General features: G+C 65.9%; 1 protein-coding gene. It reads right to left on the bottom strand.

The window, feature by feature from the left end:
- Nucleotides 1–116: 116 nt before the first annotated feature.
- On the bottom strand, nt 117–402 hold a 286-nt coding region (locus EN932_RS37785; protein WP_128369601.1), incomplete at its 5' end, for a 30S ribosomal protein S16.

Raw genomic sequence — 402 nt, 5'->3', positions numbered from 1 at the left:
TCTATATTGACCGCTGCCCGCGCGGCTATTGACCGGGCGGCTTTTACAGACAGGGTCGAATGAAAAAACGGCGGGCACATGGCCCGCCGTTTTCCTGGATGCGATAGAGCAAATACTTATTCGGCGGTTGCGGCTTCCGCCTCGGCCGGTGCAGCCGCGGCGGCGGCAACGGCAGCAGCGGCATCTTCCTGCGCCTTCTTCAGAAGAGCAGCGCGTTCCTGCGCCTTCTTGCCCGGCTCGGCCTTCTTCGGGTTGGAACGGGCGTCGCGCTTGACGAGGCCGGCCTCGTCGAGGAAGCGCAGCACGCGGTCGGTCGGCTGGGCGCCATGCGCCAGCCAATGCTTGACGCGGTCGGCGTCGACCTTGACGCGTTCGCCGTCCTTGGGCAGCAGCGGGTTCCAC

This window comes from Mesorhizobium sp. M7A.F.Ca.US.002.01.1.1, assembly GCF_004022955.1.
Taxonomy (GTDB): domain Bacteria; phylum Pseudomonadota; class Alphaproteobacteria; order Rhizobiales; family Rhizobiaceae; genus Mesorhizobium; species Mesorhizobium ciceri.
This window is presented reverse-complemented; position numbering and strand designations above follow the sequence as displayed.